Below are 11979 nucleotides of genomic sequence, written 5' to 3' on the forward strand. Positions count from 1 at the left end.
GGCGACCCGGAACGGCACACGTCACTAAAAATAAAAGAAAAGCGTTAGCGTACTGTTAACTATGGAGGTTGGGGCTTTATTCAGGCTTGCGGCGCGCAAGCCGCGGGCGGTTTTGTGTGGTTTCTGCCGTAAAGCCCTGCTTGCTGTGGGTTCGATCGCCTCCAGCCTTAAAAAATCCACAAGCGGCTTTAAGTGATCGCGGTGACGGTGAAGGGTTCCGGACGCCCGCCGACGCAAGAAGGCTTAGTGAAGAGGGGCCTTCCGATGGGAGACAGCTTACTGTGAAGAAAATAGTGTTGCGCGCGGCGGCCATATGCGCGCTTTTCCTGGCGCCGGCGATCGCCGAGGCTGCAGAGGGATTTGCAACTGCCAACGTCAATATGCGGTCCGGTCCAAGCACGCGCTATCCGGCGGTGTCGATGATCCCGGCCGGCGAGTCCGTTGAAATCCACGGCTGCCTTGCCGACCTACCCTGGTGCGACGTTTCCTTTTATGGCGGCCGCGGCTGGGTAGCGGGGCGCTATGTGCAGGCGAACTATCGCCGCAACAGGGTCTATGTCGAACCGCAATATTACCGCCCGCTCGGTATCCCGACGGTGGTCTTCCAGTTTGATCGCTACTGGGATCGCAACTATCGCAGCCGTGACTTCTATCGAGACCGTGACCGCTGGCGCCGCGGGCCGGATTGGGTCGACGACAACCGTCGCCCGCGGGACTGGGAGCGTCAGCGCGACCGTGATCGCCGCGACTGGGAACGCGACCGCGTCCGGCAGGAGCGCGAGTGGACGCGCGACCAGGCGCGCGAGCAGCGCGAACGGGATCGAGATCGCCAGAACTGGGAGCGCAACCGAAGGGATGGCGAACGTTGGGACGATCAGGCGGGCGGCGACAACCGCCGCGAATGGGAGCGTCGCCGTGATCGCGACGGCGTCCGTGTCCGGGAAGATTTCGAGGATGGTTATGGCGGCGCGCGCCCAGCCCCGCTCATTCGATGCCAGGCGATGGACCCATCCTGCGTAGAATGATGTGGGTGAAATGAAGAGCGGCGGGCGGTTTTGCCCTCGCTTCCAGACGGGCGGCCCTTGGGTCGCCCGTTTTCGTTTTCGCACGGGCTTTCGGCTTGTCGTCGGAACCATTGTTGCTTCGATGCGTTGAGGCCGGGCAAGAGAAGGAGCGTTGCAATGGTAGAAAAGAAACTGCAGGCGGTGGCTGACACGATCGAAAGTGAAGTGGAAACATCGGCAGCCCGGGTCGAGCTGGAGGCGCAGATCGCGGAGTTGCGCGCCGAGATCAGCCGACTGACCGAGACCGTTTCGGCGATAGGTACTGGTGCCAAGGCGGTGGTGCAGGGTGAAGCGGAATTGATGACGGAGCGGGTGCGCGAGCGCGTCCGCGAAGAGCCGATTTCGACGCTTCTGACCGTTGCCGGTGTTTCGTTCCTCTTTGGCCTGTTATCCAGGCGCTAGCCGTTCCCCGTCCGCCCAAAGCTGTTACCCCGGATACAGTGTTTTGTTTTTCCGGGGGACATACTGCCCTTAGGTTCGGGGCGCAGATGCGGCGTTAACCATCTGTTAACCAGCCTATGGCTCAATCGAAGCGGACCGTCTATGATTGGTCTGTACCACTCGAGCAAGCCGCAACCTCCGGGCGACCGGAAGAAGGAGAAGATGAGAAAAGCGCGCCTGTCCGGGTTATGCCCGGGAAAATGCGCTGGCCCCGAAAGGGCAGGGTGAAATCTGTACGGTAGTTCATCCGTCTCAAGCCTTTATGGAGACGAGCATGGCAGACGTGATCAGAATTGAGGACCGCAAGGTCCAAATGCCACCACGCAGGCCTCCGGCCATATCGGGCGGAGCGAAAGTGCTTTTGTTTACCGGCATCCGCTACGAGCGTCTCGACGGCCGCGACCCGCAGCCAACCGCGCCTGACGGACGTCGGATCAAAAAGCAGTAGGCTTCTAGCCACCGCCATGTGTCGGCCCCATCGGCCGGCTTAAGCACGGCTTTGTTCGTGCTGACAACGCTCCGTCTGTGCGGACGCGATCATCTTCTTCACGACATTTGAATAGAAACGGCGAGACTGAAGGTCGGATCTTCTGACGATCAGATTGCACGGCCCGACGCGTGATCGTCCCGGTTCACTTATGGCGATTTAAGTTTTTGCTTTCGCGCGACATGCGTCAGCGCCGGAACGGCTCGCAGCTTGATTCCGCCAGGAAATTCCGCACCTGGTCTTCAAAGCTGTCAAGCGGCGCCATGGCGCGCAGCACCGCGTAGCCATCCTCTTCCTTCATCTCCACCATGATCGATTGCGCCAGGGCTTCCGGCGGCGCCTTGCGCAGTTCAACCAGTTGGATCGGCGTCGCGACCACAAGATCCAGCCTGCCGTTGACGGCGGTATGGTCGTTCATGCTGAAGACTTCGTTGGAGCTGCTGTCGAAAACGGCGAGCGACCAGAAGGGAACCGAGCCGCTGGCGAGGAAACGCGCCGGTCCATCGGCGATGGAAAAGCTGCAAACCGCCGTGCGCAGGTAAGGGTCGTCATTGCTGAGACCCGTCGGCCCGGGCGTGCTGGTCAAGGAAAAGAAGCTGTCCATCTCGAGAAGGCCGAGCACACGCGTATAGGCGTCACGACCGGTAAACTGCGGCAGCACCAGCACGATGACGATATGCAGCAGTGCCGCGCCCACGAGGCCAAGGATGGAGGCGAACAGAACACTACGCATCGCCGCATCCCGTTTTCACGACCTTCGGCATTGCGAGATCGATGAGGCCGGAGGAGCCTGCGGTCGGTGTATCGAGCAGCGTCAGTATGAGCCGGAAGGTGCCTGAATGCCGCAATGCCACCCAGTTGTCCGGCTTGGCGTTCGGCGAGACATGGATGCTAAAGGAACTGTCTTCGGCGCGCAGCACCGTCCATGAATTGATGGCCCAAGGCAGATCCGAGCCGGGGCGCAACGGGACGCCGTCGGCATTCGCAGCATAGAGCGTCCAGAACCGTGCTTGCGGCGTCAGCCCCGTGACATCGTAGGAGCAGGCCGCCGAAAGCTTGTCTCCCTTGTCATCGACCTGGGCCATGAACATCAACCCTTCGGCGCCGCCGTAGAGCAGTTCGCCGGCCCGGGCGCGGTGCGCCTTGGCATAGGGGTCGGCCTTATCGGTCTGTGCCTCGGGAAAGGCAACCCACGGACCGATCGATATGGCGCCGAAACCGACCGTCGCCTTCAGCGCCCAGACGGCCGACGCGATGCCGCCGCCGAAGGCGATGGCAAGGGCAAGGGCGGCGAGGAGGGGAATTCGGAACAATGGCGGCTCTATCGAATATGGTTATGCGTCGCGGCACGGCGCAGCGCTGCCCATGTCTCGCCCATACGCGCGCGCGACGCAACGGCGATCATTCTGCCGAGCTGGCAGCCAGCATCGATCCGGTCTCTGACATCAAGGTTTCGAGCGCGTTCAGTTGCTGGCGGCATTCGGGAGACCCTCTTGGGTAGATCCACCGTCGGTGGCGCCGAGGACAGCCACCTTGCCGCCATTCTTCTCAGGCGCTTTCAAGGCGGGAGCTTTCTCGAAGGTTTCGCCCACGGAACGCAGCAACCGCGTGACATCCGCCGAAAGAGAGCGCGGCCGCACAAGTGGAGGCAGGGCATTTTCATCCGGCTTGGCGTTGGCGACCTGTGGTTGCTTGCTCGGGGCAGGTGCGGGATTGGTTATTCCCGGAATCTGGCGGTGGTCGATCCCCTGTTCGGCATAGTCCATCAGCCTCTTGAAGGTCATGGCCGGCAGCGACCCGCCGGTCATATTGTTGGTCGAAGTATAGTCGTCGTTCCCGAACCAGACCGCGGTCGTGTAATCGCCGGTGAAGCCGACGAACCAGGCATCGCGGTAGGCCTGGGTGGTGCCGGTCTTGCCGCCCGTGACGATGCCGTTGTCGAGTGCCGCCTTGCGTGCCGTGCCGATCACCGGGATCTGTGTCAGCATCGAGTTCATCGACGCATTGGCTTGTTCGGACAGGATGCGCTTGGCCGGCGGTTCATCGCGGGAAAAGTCGTAGAGGATGTCGCCGTCATAGTTCAGGATCTGGCTGATGCCGTGCCGGCGCGATTGCAGCCCGCCTGCCGGGAACACGGCATAGGCGGTGGCCTGATCGAGCACCGTCACTTCGGAGGTGCCGAGCGGCATCGTCTTGTCGGTACGCAGCGGCGTCTCGATGCCCATGTTCTTGGCGGTCTGCACGATCAGTTCAGTGCCGAGCTTGTCCTTGGCGAGACGCACAGGGATCGTGTTGATCGACTTGGCGATCGCCGTCAGGATGGTGATGCGGCCCGCGTAGCTGCGGCCGTAATTCTGCGGCGACCAGCCGCGCCACGTGATCGGCGCATCGACGACGATGGTCTCGGGTGTCATGCCTTTTTCCATCGCGGCCGCGTAGGTGTAGACCTTGAAGGAAGAGCCGGGCTGGCGCAGCGCCCGCGTCGCGCGGTTGAACTGGCTCTCACCATAGTCGCGGCCGCCAACCATCGCCCGGACTGGGCCGCCGTTTTCGACCATGACCAGCGCGCCCTGCTTCACATGGAAGCTTTCGCCGTATTGGCGCAGGCTGGATTCGACCGAATCTTCGGCCGCGTTCTGCAGCCCCATGTCGATGGTGGTACGCACGATCAGCGAATGCTGGGCAAACGGCCGGGCGATGCGCTGCACTTCGTCGAAGGCCCAGTCGAGGAAGAAGTCGGGCGCCTTCACCTGGGCGCGGTCGATGACGGTTGCCGGGTTGAGACGTGCTGCAATCACCTGGCCTTCGGTCATCAGTCCGCCCTGGACGAGGTTTGTCAAAACCTCGTTGGCGCGGCCGCGGGCCGCCGGCAGGTTGACGTGCGGCGCGTAGCGCGCAGGCGCCTTGAACAGGCCGGCAAGCATCGCGGATTCCGCCAGGTTGACGTCGGTGATCGCCTTGCCGAAATAGAACTGCGCCGCTGCCGCCGCGCCAAATGTGCCGCCGCCCATATAGGCGCGGTCGAGGTAGAGCCGCAGGATCTCTTTCTTCGACAGGTTGGATTCGAGCCAGATGGCCAGAAATGCTTCCTTGATCTTGCGCTCGATGGTGCGCTCGTTCGACAGGAACAGGTTCTTGGCAAGCTGCTGGGTCAGGGTCGAGCCGCCCTGGACGACGCCACCGGCACGCGCGTTCTCGGTCATGGCACGGGCAAGCCCGAGAAAGTCGATGCCGTAATGGTCGAAGAAGCGCCGGTCTTCCGTCGCAAGCACCGCCTTGATCAGATGATCCGGCAGCTCGTCGATCGGGACGGAATCTTCGTGGATGATGCCGCGATGGCCGATTTCGTTGCCGTAGCGATCGAGGAACGTGACGGCGAAATCGCTTTGCGCCCGCCAGTTGCCCTTGGTTTCCTCGAAGGCCGGAAGCGCCAGTGCCAGCATCAGCACCGAGCCGGCCGTGCCCCAGGTCATGCCTTCGCCAAGCACCTCGAAGACCACTTTCTTCCAGCCGGTAACGCGGAAGCGGCGGAAGAAAATCGTCGTATCCTCCCACCATTGCGAGAGTTTGAATCCGGCATTCCAGACTGTCGAATCGATCCAGGAATCGATTCTCAGAAAGATGTGCCGTTTCTTCGGCCGGTTATCGTCTTTCCTCGGTTCCCGCACGGTCGCAACGTCCTGAAGGCTTTTGGCATCATGCCGGCGCCCCGCGATATTTGCGCGGCGCGAAATTTCACTCTACTTGCATATCGCGCCGGCGGCCTTAAAAAACCGGCAATTTTCTGCGAAATTTCTCTTCTGCATGTTTCCTTCGATCGTCGCCGACTGAAGGACAAAGCAGGGAGAAACTCAAATCGCTACTGCGACCTTTGCACGTCTGATAAGACGTGCGGAGCAGTAGCGCGACCGATTTGACGAAAGTGTGATGATGATGGGCGAAATGCCTTTCTGGAAGGCGAAGAGCCTTGACGACATGAATGACGCGGAGTGGGAAAGCCTCTGCGACGGCTGCGGGCTCTGTTGTCTCAACAAGCTCGAAGACTGGGAGACGGCCGAGATCGCTTGGACCTCGATCCGTTGTACGCTGCTCGACGGCGAGAGCTGTCGGTGTAAGGATTATCCCAACCGTCAGGCGACGGTGCCGGATTGCATCCAGCTGACACCGGATGCGGTGCGCGAGATTACCTGGTTGCCGCCGACCTGCGGCTATCGGCTGGTGGCGGAAGGTCGTGACCTCTATTGGTGGCATCCGCTGCTCTCGGGCGATGCCGAGACGGTGCACGCCGCCGGCATTTCCGTGCGTGGCCGCACCGTCGCCGAAGACGGCATCGACATTGAGGATTACGAAGATTATCTGGTGACCTGGCCGCTGGAAGTCGGAGAGAAAAGCTCAGGTTAACAGACGGTTAGTCGTTCCGGTGGAATCGGTATCGCAAGCTCGCGCCATTGCGGGCGCCACTGAGAGCAGCTAGAGGTTGATGGAATTCCATCGTTCTCAGGCGCCCCGATGATCAGCACCGACCGTCTCATTCTCCGCCGACCACGGCTGGAGGATTTCGAACCCTATCAGCAGATGTGGTTGGACCCCGAGATCCTTCGGCATGTCGCGCCAGGTCCCTTTTCCGGCGAGCAGATGTGGACGCGGTTCCTGCGCCAGGAGGGCGGTTGGCAGTTCTTTGGCTTCGGCTATTTCGTGATCGAAGAAAAAAGCTCCGGTCGTTTTGTCGGGCAGATGGGCTTCCAGGAATTGCGCCGCGAGATTTCGCCTTCACTGACCGGCACGATGGAAACCGGCTGGACGATCGCGCCCGCAGCGCAGGGGCGCGGCTATGCCAGCGAGGCGGCACAGGCGGCATTCGATTGGGGGCGGGAACATCACGCCGGGCGCCGTGTCACCGCTATCGTCAGTCCGGCCAATGTGGCGTCCATTCGGATCGTCGAGAAGCTGGGAATGCAACTGTTTGCGCAGACGGAGTATCACGACAAGCCCGTCACGCTGTTCGACCATATTCTCTAAGGTGGTCTCTGCCCGATGCGCCGGAAGTCTCTACGCCAGTTGCGTCAATGACGGCCGTTTTTCTTCACGAGGCTTTTAGGCGCAACGTTGCGCCAGGCGGTTTCCATCGACTGGCGGATGAGATCCTCGTCGGCCTCGACAAAGTAGAGCGAAGTCCAGCCTTTGTCGCCCCAACCGCCGGGTACTGCGGCACAGACGCCAGGCTCCATTTCCAAAAGCATGCGCTGCTGGTCAGGCGTGAACTTGAAGACCGCCCGACCCGCCTCTGGCAGGGACATGAAGATGCGCTTGCCCACGCGGAAGTCCCGCGTGCCGAAATGGGCATTTTCTTCCGTTCCCGGCAGGCTTAGCGCCAGTTTTTCAATCTCGTCGGTCAGCATGGAAAAAAGAGTAACACGGTTTTTCCGATTGGCCAAAAGGCGGAAAATTGCCACACCGGCAGGCGTAACGAAGCGGTTTTGCATTGTTCTCTGGCGACAAGATCGCGACGCTATTTTGCCTCCGGGTGGCCGTCAATTTCTGTCTCGGAGCGTGACTTGCATGCAACCTGATCACGCACAGAGCGCGAGAAAGCCCCAGGGTGCAAGATGCACTTTGTGTCCGCGGCGAATGACAAACAAAGGCCGCTCGCGGCGTTGACCGCGGGCGGCTTGAAGCTTGATGTGGTGCATTATCGACGAGCGCTGCTCGCCCACCAGCGCGTTTATTCAGCCGGCTGAACGGGCTTGGGTGTCGTCTGGCTGGCAGTGCGCATTTCGCGCCATTCGCTTTCGAAACGGTCCAGCAGCGACTGCGGTACCTTGGACTGCTGCGATGCCTGCTGGTTGTTTACGAGCGTCTGCATCCGATCCTCCCGGGCCTGTTGCAATTTCATGACAAGTTGATGGGCGGACAATTTCACATCGTAAACGCTTTGTAAATCAGTAGGTTAAGTCATTTAAACGATTTAAAAATCTTTAAATCGATTAATTTTTAGCTGATCCACAGTTGCGTTCAGGCGGTTGGCAGCGGCGGGCCATTTCGCGCCGTGTGAGTCGAAGGGGTGATGCTTCGGCCAACCGATCTTGTCGAGCCAACGCTGTTTTGCGATCACGGCGGTGGTGCTCGAGTTCACCACGATGGGAGCGAAAACCTCACAGCGCATTCCGAAAATCGCGACAGGCAATGTGAGGTGAGATAAGGCTGTCGATCCGAAACGCCTGCAGCCTGCGCGACGGCGTCAAACAAAGCAGAGGCTTAGAGGAGGGGGTGGATTCTTCGCCTGACCGCGCTCACTTAATCCTGCAGGGTCCGGACTCAACTTGGGAAGAGGTGCGGCCAAGGGATTCAAAGGACTCGGATATTCGGACTCACTTCAAGTTCTGCCGCAAGCCCGGCGAAGGAGCCTGCGCCCACCTGGTCCTTGACCAATTGTCGGATGATAGCAAAAAGGGCTTAACAAATGACTGATCGCCAGAGGCTGCGTCTTTGCTATTCTCTTGGTGGGGTGCTGCGCCCGCGACGGGTAGGCGAGATGTAATATTGCCGCCGAAGCTGGACCTTTTCCAGTATCGCCCGAGATACTTGTGCAATGCCATCGCGCAGGCGCGCTTTGCCGCCGCCGCGCGACGGGCGGACGCGGTATCCCTCCCACCGCGTCCGCCTGCCTTTTTGTGTGCCGGGGAGTGGCTCACCGAACCGGGACCGGATCGATTGCCTTTTGTCGAAAGGCGGTGAAAACCATCGATAGGGAGAGGCGCGAACATCGACCTGTTCGTCTGGTTGTCGCCTCCGTACGGCGCGGGGCAGGGTTTCGCAGGGCTGGTATCAGGCGATGGATTGATCCCTCCCGGGTTTCGCCTTTAAGGGAATCGTTGCAATCTGCGGTCGGTTCGCCGTGGATACCGGCATTCACGGATAGCTGTTCGCCCGGCTGGGTGGCCGACATTCATTTGCCATTCAGCCTCTATCCGTTATTGCTTTTGCCATGATGCTTCCCAAGTCGAAAGTGCGTTCATGTCTTCACCAGTGATCATAGCCGCGCTTGCCGCAGGCCTTGCGGGCTTTGCTCCGCCTGAGGTCCGCATGCCCACGGACCTTGTCGTTCGTGTGGCGGGCGATTGCAGCGCCGCCGCTCAGCAAGTCGTTTCGGAAACCGGCGGCGAACTGCTTTCGGCGCAACCGACCTCTGATGGCCAGTGCGTGATCACGGTGCTCGTGCCAGGCAATGGCGGGCGACCGAAGAAGGTGACGGTAAGGGTGCCGATGTAATTCGCGCGTGACGACGCTGCGAAAGAGGGGAAGTGGGTACGAATGCGCATTCTGATAGTCGAGGACGACGTCAACCTGAACCGGCAGCTCGCCGAAGTGCTGAAGGAGGCTGGCTACGTCGTCGATCAGGCCTATGACGGCGAAGAGGGACACTATCTCGGCGAAGCCGAGCCCTATGACGCCGTTATCCTCGATATCGGCCTGCCCGAGATGGACGGCATCACCGTTCTCGAAAAATGGCGCGGCGGCGGCAAGACCATGCCGGTGCTGATCCTGACGGCGCGCGATCGCTGGAGCGACAAGGTGGCCGGCATCGACGCCGGTGCCGACGATTATGTTGCCAAGCCGTTCCACGTCGAGGAAGTGCTTGCCCGCATCCGCGCGCTGATCCGCCGGGCGGCAGGTCACGCAAGCTCGGAGATCGTCTGCGGTCCCGTGCGCCTCGACACCAAGGGCTCGAAGGCAACCGTTGACGGGACGGCACTGAAGCTGACGTCGCACGAATTCCGGTTGCTGTCCTATCTCATGCATCATATGGGCCAGGTCGTATCGCGGACGGAACTGGTCGAGCACATGTACGATCAGGACTTCGATCGCGATTCCAACACGATCGAAGTTTTTGTCGGTCGCCTGCGCAAGAAGATCGGCAACGACCTGATCGAGACGGTGCGGGGTCTGGGATACCGCATGCAAGCGCCCGGCAATGGCAATTAGATCTCTTACGGCCCGTGTATTGGCGGTTTCGACCGTCTGGGCCGTCGTCGCCCTTGTCGTGATCGGGGTGGTCATTTCCGCCCTCTACCGACAGGGGTCGGAGCGCGGCTTCAAGGACCTCCTGCGCGCCCAGCTTTTCAACGTCGTCAACTCGATTTCGGTCAATGAGAAGACAGTGCTTGCCGGCAGCCCCCAGCTCGGCGATCTGCGCTTTTCCCAGCCGCAGACCGGATGGTACTGGATCGTCGATCCGATCGGCGAGTTCGACACGCCACCGCTGATCTCGACCTCGCTCGGCAATGCGAAGCTGCCGATCGCCAGCGTCGACGAAGTGCCCTTCGATACTGGCTATGTCCGCTTCTACACCACCAAGGATCCCTTCGGGAACGAGGTCGAAGTGGCCGAGACCGAGGTCGTTCTCGACATTCAGGGCCACACCGCCCGTTTCCGCGTTGCCGGCAACCGCGATGTGCTGGAGGCGGACATCAACCGCTTCACCCGCAATCTGACGATCGCGCTCTCCATCTTCGGTTTGGGCGGGCTCGGCATGAACGCATTGACCATTCTCTTCGGCCTCCGGCCGCTCGACCAGGTTCGCCGCTCTCTCGAGAAAATCCGGGCCGGCGAAAGCGAAAGGCTCGACGGTGCCTTTCCGCGCGAAATCCAGCCGCTTGCAAACGAGGTGAATGCGCTGATCGACAGCAATCGGCGCATCGTCGAGCGCGCACGCATGCAGGTCGGCAACCTCGCACACTCCCTGAAGACGCCGATTGCCGTTCTGCTCAACGAGGCCCGCGTGCTCGAGGCGTCGCATGGCGAGTTGGTTCGCACTCAGGTCGATGCGATGCAGATGCAGGTTCAATCCTATCTGAGCCGCGCGCGGATCGCCGCGCAGCGCGAATCCGTTCTCGCCCGCACCGAAGCGCAGCCGGCGCTGGAGCGGTTGGTGCGCGTGATGCGCAAGCTCAATCCGGAAAAAGAGGTTCATCTGTCGATCAATCCACCAGGCCTAGTGCTTGCCATGGAACTGCAGGATGTCGAAGAAACCGTCGGCAATCTGCTTGAAAATGCTGCCCGCCACGCCAGGGGCGAGGTGTGGCTCAATGTTCGTCCGGCTCTAAACGAACAGCATGCGAAGGAGAGCGGGCGGCAATGGATCGTCCTCGACGTTGACGACGACGGAGCTGGTCTTGATCCCGATCAGATCGCGTTGGCGTTGAAGCGCGGCAAGCGGCTGGACGAAAGCAAGCCGGGAACAGGCCTCGGGCTGTCGATCGTCAGTGAAATCGTGCGAGAATATCAGGGCACGCTGACGCTGTCGCGTCGGGATGAGGGCGGGCTGCGTGCAGAGCTGGTGCTGCCGGCTGCGGTTTAGGTGTCACACTGGCGCGCGAAAGTATCGCGTCGACGGCCCCAGCCGTTGCCTCTGTCAACAGGGAATGCCAAAAGAAAATCAAAGGGGAAGTCTTCACTCGACCTTGATGGTCGGTACAGTCGGAGCCCCCCGCAGTAGAGAGTACATGTCGCGGATCATGAGGAACCAGGCAGAAATGACACGAACGTTTGTTGTCAGCGGCAGGATCGCGGTGATCGCGTCGGCGGTTGCTCTTGCCGGTTGCAGCACCACGTCGGGCGGGCAGACCGCGGCGGCTGGGCTGGGCACGACCGCAACCCGCAGCGTGTCTTCGACAACCTACATCGCCGCCCTTCAGGGGGGCATCATCGGCCGGCTCAGCAATCTCGATATCGGAACGTCGGATCGCCAGCGCGCGCTGGAAGCCGAGTACCGCGCGCTGGAAGCCGCTCCGGGCGGCCAGCCGGTCAATTGGCAGGGGCGCAGCGTCAACGGCTCGGTCGTCGCTGCCGCTCCTTTTCAGGTCGGTTCGCAGAACTGCCGCCAGTACAGCCACACCGTAACCGTCAAGGGACAGCCGACAACTGCGCGTGGTGCCGCCTGCCGGAATTCCGACGGGAGCTGGACGCCGCTCAGCTGACCGGATTTCC

Annotated in this window: 14 protein-coding genes; 9 read left to right on the forward strand and 5 right to left on the reverse strand. The window is 61.1% G+C overall.

Annotation, left to right across the window (positions count from 1 at the left end; all coding sequences use genetic code 11):
* Positions 1 to 281: 281 nt before the first annotated feature.
* The 3 genes from AC1Q80_RS05280 to AC1Q80_RS05290 all read left to right on the forward strand — a co-directional run bounded on the left by AC1Q80_RS05280 (position 282) and on the right by AC1Q80_RS05290 (position 1953).
* Positions 282 to 1025, forward strand: coding sequence for an SH3 domain-containing protein (locus AC1Q80_RS05280; RefSeq protein ID WP_492359807.1), 744 nt, complete (start codon positions 282 to 284; stop codon positions 1023 to 1025).
* A 156-nt stretch (positions 1026 to 1181) separates the two neighbouring features.
* A complete protein-coding gene (locus AC1Q80_RS05285) occupies positions 1182 to 1466 on the forward strand; it encodes a hypothetical protein (protein WP_173419366.1) in 285 nt (94 codons plus the stop codon).
* A 313-nt stretch (positions 1467 to 1779) separates the two neighbouring features.
* A complete protein-coding gene (locus AC1Q80_RS05290; RefSeq protein ID WP_171986895.1) occupies positions 1780 to 1953 on the forward strand; it encodes a hypothetical protein in 174 nt (57 codons plus the stop codon).
* A gap of 226 nt (positions 1954 to 2179) precedes the next feature.
* Here AC1Q80_RS05290 and AC1Q80_RS05295 read toward each other — a convergent pair whose 3' ends face one another.
* From AC1Q80_RS05295 to AC1Q80_RS05305, 3 genes are all read right to left on the reverse strand, one after another.
* Positions 2180 to 2725 (reverse strand): DUF1254 domain-containing protein, encoded by a 546-nt coding sequence (locus tag AC1Q80_RS05295; protein WP_209787041.1) that lies wholly within the window; start codon positions 2723 to 2725, stop codon positions 2180 to 2182.
* The gene (locus AC1Q80_RS05300) at positions 2718 to 3305 is read right to left on the reverse strand and encodes a DUF1214 domain-containing protein (protein ID WP_173419368.1); all 588 of its coding nucleotides are present in this window, start codon (positions 3303 to 3305) and stop codon (positions 2718 to 2720) included. The genes AC1Q80_RS05295 and AC1Q80_RS05300 overlap by 8 nt, the downstream gene beginning before the upstream one ends.
* A 150-nt stretch (positions 3306 to 3455) precedes the next feature.
* Positions 3456 to 5660 (reverse strand): transglycosylase domain-containing protein, encoded by a 2205-nt coding sequence (locus AC1Q80_RS05305; protein WP_492359808.1) that lies wholly within the window; start codon positions 5658 to 5660, stop codon positions 3456 to 3458.
* Positions 5661 to 5925: 265 nt separating this feature from the next.
* Between AC1Q80_RS05305 and AC1Q80_RS05310 the strand changes: the two genes are divergently transcribed.
* Together AC1Q80_RS05310 and AC1Q80_RS05315 are read left to right on the forward strand one after the other, a co-directional pair.
* A complete protein-coding gene (locus tag AC1Q80_RS05310; protein ID WP_173420978.1) occupies positions 5926 to 6393 on the forward strand; it encodes a YcgN family cysteine cluster protein in 468 nt (155 codons plus the stop codon).
* A 108-nt stretch (positions 6394 to 6501) separates the two neighbouring features.
* Complete coding sequence (locus AC1Q80_RS05315) at positions 6502 to 7011, forward strand: GNAT family N-acetyltransferase (protein WP_492359809.1); 510 nt, start codon at positions 6502 to 6504, stop codon at positions 7009 to 7011.
* 44 nt (positions 7012 to 7055) lie between these two features.
* Here AC1Q80_RS05315 and AC1Q80_RS05320 read toward each other — a convergent pair whose 3' ends face one another.
* Together AC1Q80_RS05320 and AC1Q80_RS05325 are read right to left on the reverse strand one after the other, a co-directional pair.
* Positions 7056 to 7391, reverse strand: a complete 336-nt coding sequence (locus tag AC1Q80_RS05320) for an MmcQ/YjbR family DNA-binding protein (RefSeq protein ID WP_077504029.1) — start codon at positions 7389 to 7391, stop codon at positions 7056 to 7058.
* 323 nt (positions 7392 to 7714) lie between these two features.
* Positions 7715 to 7855 carry a hypothetical protein gene (locus AC1Q80_RS05325; protein WP_171986894.1) on the reverse strand — a complete coding sequence of 47 codons (141 nt, stop codon included), beginning with the start codon at positions 7853 to 7855 and terminating at the stop codon, positions 7715 to 7717.
* 1151 nt (positions 7856 to 9006) lie between these two features.
* On the opposite strand from AC1Q80_RS05325, the gene AC1Q80_RS05330 reads away from it, so the two are divergent.
* The 4 genes from AC1Q80_RS05330 to AC1Q80_RS05345 all read left to right on the forward strand — a co-directional run bounded on the left by AC1Q80_RS05330 (position 9007) and on the right by AC1Q80_RS05345 (position 11969).
* Entirely contained in the window at positions 9007 to 9261 is a 255-nt protein-coding gene (locus AC1Q80_RS05330) for a hypothetical protein (RefSeq protein ID WP_173419371.1), read from the forward strand.
* Positions 9262 to 9303: 42 nt separating this feature from the next.
* Positions 9304 to 9975: a two-component system response regulator FeuP gene (gene feuP / locus AC1Q80_RS05335; RefSeq protein WP_077504027.1), complete on the forward strand. Its 672-nt coding sequence runs from the start codon at positions 9304 to 9306 to the stop codon at positions 9973 to 9975.
* Positions 9965 to 11350, forward strand: a complete 1386-nt coding sequence (locus AC1Q80_RS05340; protein ID WP_173419372.1) for an ATP-binding protein — start codon at positions 9965 to 9967, stop codon at positions 11348 to 11350. The genes feuP and AC1Q80_RS05340 overlap by 11 nt, the downstream gene beginning before the upstream one ends.
* A 175-nt stretch (positions 11351 to 11525) precedes the next feature.
* Positions 11526 to 11969, forward strand: a complete 444-nt coding sequence (locus AC1Q80_RS05345; protein ID WP_173419373.1) for an RT0821/Lpp0805 family surface protein — start codon at positions 11526 to 11528, stop codon at positions 11967 to 11969.
* Positions 11970 to 11979: the final 10 nt, after the last annotated feature.

It is taken from the genome of Ensifer sp. GW823-FHT05D09 (assembly GCF_058795755.1).

What these genes read in the sequence shown, in the direction of transcription:
- AC1Q80_RS05315 (WP_492359809.1), top strand. Translation starts at nt 6,502, where the DNA reads ATGATCAGCACCGACCGTCTCATTCTCCGCCGACCACGGCTGGAGGAT.
- AC1Q80_RS05290 (WP_171986895.1), top strand. Translation starts at nt 1,780, where the DNA reads ATGGCAGACGTGATCAGAATTGAGGACCGCAAGGTCCAAATGCCACCA.
- AC1Q80_RS05285 (WP_173419366.1), top strand. Translation starts at nt 1,182, where the DNA reads ATGGTAGAAAAGAAACTGCAGGCGGTGGCTGACACGATCGAAAGTGAA.
- AC1Q80_RS05295 (WP_209787041.1), bottom strand. Translation starts at nt 2,725, where the DNA reads ATGCGTAGTGTTCTGTTCGCCTCCATCCTTGGCCTCGTGGGCGCGGCA.
- AC1Q80_RS05330 (WP_173419371.1), top strand. Translation starts at nt 9,007, where the DNA reads ATGTCTTCACCAGTGATCATAGCCGCGCTTGCCGCAGGCCTTGCGGGC.
- AC1Q80_RS05345 (WP_173419373.1), top strand. Translation starts at nt 11,526, where the DNA reads ATGACACGAACGTTTGTTGTCAGCGGCAGGATCGCGGTGATCGCGTCG.
- AC1Q80_RS05325 (WP_171986894.1), bottom strand. Translation starts at nt 7,855, where the DNA reads ATGCAGACGCTCGTAAACAACCAGCAGGCATCGCAGCAGTCCAAGGTA.
- AC1Q80_RS05340 (WP_173419372.1), top strand. Translation starts at nt 9,965, where the DNA reads ATGGCAATTAGATCTCTTACGGCCCGTGTATTGGCGGTTTCGACCGTC.
- AC1Q80_RS05310 (WP_173420978.1), top strand. Translation starts at nt 5,926, where the DNA reads ATGGGCGAAATGCCTTTCTGGAAGGCGAAGAGCCTTGACGACATGAAT.
- feuP (WP_077504027.1), top strand. Translation starts at nt 9,304, where the DNA reads ATGCGCATTCTGATAGTCGAGGACGACGTCAACCTGAACCGGCAGCTC.
- AC1Q80_RS05320 (WP_077504029.1), bottom strand. Translation starts at nt 7,391, where the DNA reads ATGCTGACCGACGAGATTGAAAAACTGGCGCTAAGCCTGCCGGGAACG.